The sequence below is a fragment of the Verrucomicrobiia bacterium genome (assembly GCA_019634625.1).
Classification (GTDB): domain Bacteria; phylum Verrucomicrobiota; class Verrucomicrobiia; order Limisphaerales; family CAIMTB01; genus CAIMTB01.
In genome coordinates this window covers 1-2675 of record JAHCBA010000088.1, presented here as the reverse complement: position 1 = coordinate 2675, position 2675 = coordinate 1, and the positions used below count along the sequence as shown (strand labels likewise).

The following is a 2675-nucleotide window of genomic DNA, read 5'->3' as shown; positions in this document are numbered from 1 at the left end:
CTCGAACGACGTATCCGCGGAATGGACAAGGCGGAAGACCTGGGCGGCGAGGCGATGATGATCCTTGCTGAAGCTCTCGATCTGGCGGGCGAGGTCCACCGGGTGGGGGATGTCGAGGGCATCGCGGGATCGAGCGCGGGTGAGGAAGCGCTGGCTGGCCTGGTGCCACGTCTCCCAGGCCGGCACGAAGCGGCGCCAGAGAGCGGCCACCTCCGGGGTTTGGGGGAGGGCTTCGTAGGCGTTCCAGGCATCGACGGCGGCGGCATTGGCAGCGGCGATGTTGCTGTACTGGAGCTGGCGCTGGGTGGCGGGGAGGCCGGGAATGAGGAGGGTGCGGGAGGCGGTTTGGATGGCTTGTGCCTGCTCGCCGAGGATGAGGAGGCTCTCGACGCTGGGGAGGCGGACCTCGCCGATCTCGTGGACCTGGCGGCGGCTGGAGGAGGCGCCGCGGTAGCTCAGGAGGCCGAGGAACAGGGTGACTGTGGCGACGGCGAGGAAGGCAAGGAGGAGGCGGGTGGCGAGTTGGAGACGCGGGCCGGTCGAGGGAGCGTTCACGGGGGTGGGGGGGGTGGAAGTACAGTCGACAGCGGTCGGCCTTTCCGGGTCGGATGGGGACTGGACCTTGGCCCCGGCAGCGGGGTAAGCGTCCGTTTCCGCCGTTTGCGGGTCACGCCGCTGGCGAGGATATCGGGCGGGAGTGTGGAGGGATTAAGGCCCGCCTGGCGGTGGGCGGCGGATAGAAGCGGAAGGGATGGGAAGGATCAGGGGGTGGGGCTGGGCGGGGCCGAGGCGTGGGGCTGTGGGGCGGCGTTGGAGGGATAGAAGCGGGTGAGACGCTGGCGAAAGGCCTCATTGGTCTTGGCGAACTCGACGAGTTGCCGTTCGAAGACCATGGCCTGGGTGGCGACGTTCAGATTGAAGTGGGTAGCCATCTGGTGGGCGACCCGAGCATTGGTTTCGACCTGACGGCGGAGGAGGGAGACCTGGCGGAAGAGGTAGATGCCGAGGGCGCCGGAGAGGATGACGAGGGAGACGAGAGTGACTTGGAGGGTGAGGCGGAGGGCGTGGACTTGGTGTTCGAGGGAGCGGGGATCCGGGGGGGATGTACCGAGGGAGGCGGAGGAAGGAGAGGGATCCATGGTTACGGTTTGGCGTTTGGCTAGTGGCCCTGGGGGGGGGCGGCGACGGCGGGATTGACGCCGATGGACTGGAGGAGGGGCGTGATGGAGGGGTCGCGTTGGGAGAACTCGACCGCCTCGGCGACGATGGCCTTCAGGCGATTCTGGCGCAGTTCGACCTGGGCCATGGTGTGCTGGGTGGCGTTGAGGGCGCGGGTGAGTTGGACGTACTGGTAGGCGAGGAGGGTGATCCCGGCCGAGAACGCCGCGAGGAGGGAGGCCATCCCGATCAGCAACGAGTTTCCCTTCACGGGGTGGGAATCTATCGGGGGAGGCATTGAAGCCAAGGGGTTTCTCCCCGGGAAAAAGGTTGGACCGGCAGCGGCCGACGTGGGGGGGAATCCGTGGCTCGGCGATCGCGGGATCGCGGCCTGGGTTGTCGGCGGCCAGCCGGTCCTTGGGCGCCTGGCGGATTACCGGTGCTGTTCGGGGACCGGCCCGCAGTGGCATTGCCCTCACTGTAGGTATCGGTCACTCGGGCAGTTCCTTGAGGAAGATGTTGCGAAACTGCATGAGGCTGGGCGAGCTGGTCCATTCGCCGTTGCGCTTGCTGCCGTGGTGCTGGAGTCCGATGCGTCCGGTGGGGGGGAGGTCGGGAATGGTGGCGCCAGGGAGGACGAGGCGGTCATTGAGGACCACGATGACGGTGTTGCCACGGACGGTGATTTCGAAGGTGTTCCACTCGCCCACGGGGCGGTCGGCCTGTGTGCGGGGGGTGACGGCAGCGCGGAGTTCGGGGGCGATGTTGGAGCGGGTGCGGATGCCATACATCTCGCCGGAGCCGATGGGCCAGCACCAGATGTTGACCTGGTAGGTGATGTCGCCGCGCAGACCAATGCCGGAGTCGGAATCTGGGAGGGCCATGCGAAGCGGGCGCCCGTGGACGTCGCGGGCGTGGGTTCCGTCGGGGAGAATGTAGGGGACGTTGGGGTTGATGAACGGGGTGTCCTTGATCCGCCAATCAATGCGGAGAACGAAGTTGCGGAACTCGCGTTCAGTCCAGAGGTCTTTGCTCCCCGGGGCCTGGCTTTCGGCGTCGTAGTCGATCACGCCGTCGATGACTTTCCAGTGGCCGCCATCGCCTTCGGGGATGTGCCAGCCGGAGAGGTCGCGTCCGTTGAAAAGGCTGATGAAGCCAGCGGGCGGAGCGGGTTCGGCGGCGAGAGCAAGAGCACTGGCGGCGAGTAGGGTGAGGACCGTCGAAAGCGGACGGCTGAGGGGATGGGATAGGTGTGTTTGCATGGGACGGGGGGAGGGTGAGCCGTTTTGGGGCGTGGCGGCAAAGCGGAAGTGATGGGATGAACGGCATCGATCTACACCACCGCATCCACCCGGAGATCGCGCAATACTGTGAGGCCCGGGATGGGAGCGCCTCGAATGGTCCGGGCACCGCTCTTGCGGCGCTTGCCGAACTTATCCCGGTGCTGCTCCCACATCCGGTCCACAAACTCCTTCGATCCCAGGAACACCCCGTCGGTCATGTGCCGGATTCGCAGG

The 2675-nt window shown here is 66.6% G+C and carries 5 protein-coding genes; all 5 read right to left on the bottom strand.

Annotated features, from left to right (window positions below):
* The coding region (locus tag KF833_24340; GenBank protein ID MBX3748448.1) for an MCP four helix bundle domain-containing protein at window positions 1-555 on the bottom strand (555 nt) is incomplete at its 3' end.
* Between the two features lie 206 nt (window positions 556-761).
* Window positions 762-1139, bottom strand: a complete 378-nt coding sequence (locus KF833_24335; GenBank protein MBX3748447.1) for a hypothetical protein — start codon at window positions 1137-1139, stop codon at window positions 762-764.
* A gap of 20 nt (window positions 1140-1159) precedes the next feature.
* Entirely contained in the window at window positions 1160-1429 is a 270-nt protein-coding gene (locus KF833_24330) for a hypothetical protein (GenBank protein ID MBX3748446.1), read from the bottom strand.
* Between the two features lie 220 nt (window positions 1430-1649).
* Window positions 1650-2420, bottom strand: coding sequence for a DUF1080 domain-containing protein (locus KF833_24325; protein MBX3748445.1), 771 nt, complete (start codon window positions 2418-2420; stop codon window positions 1650-1652).
* Window positions 2421-2491: 71 nt separating this feature from the next.
* Window positions 2492-2675: hypothetical protein (locus KF833_24320; GenBank protein MBX3748444.1), on the bottom strand; the 184-nt coding region annotated here is incomplete at its 5' end.

Bases quoted from the DNA above. Each gene is read 5' to 3' on its own strand.
- KF833_24335 (MBX3748447.1), bottom strand. From the start codon at position 1,139: ATGGATCCCTCTCCTTCCTCCGCCTCCCTCGGTACATCCCCCCCGGAT.
- KF833_24325 (MBX3748445.1), bottom strand. From the start codon at position 2,420: ATGCAAACACACCTATCCCATCCCCTCAGCCGTCCGCTTTCGACGGTC.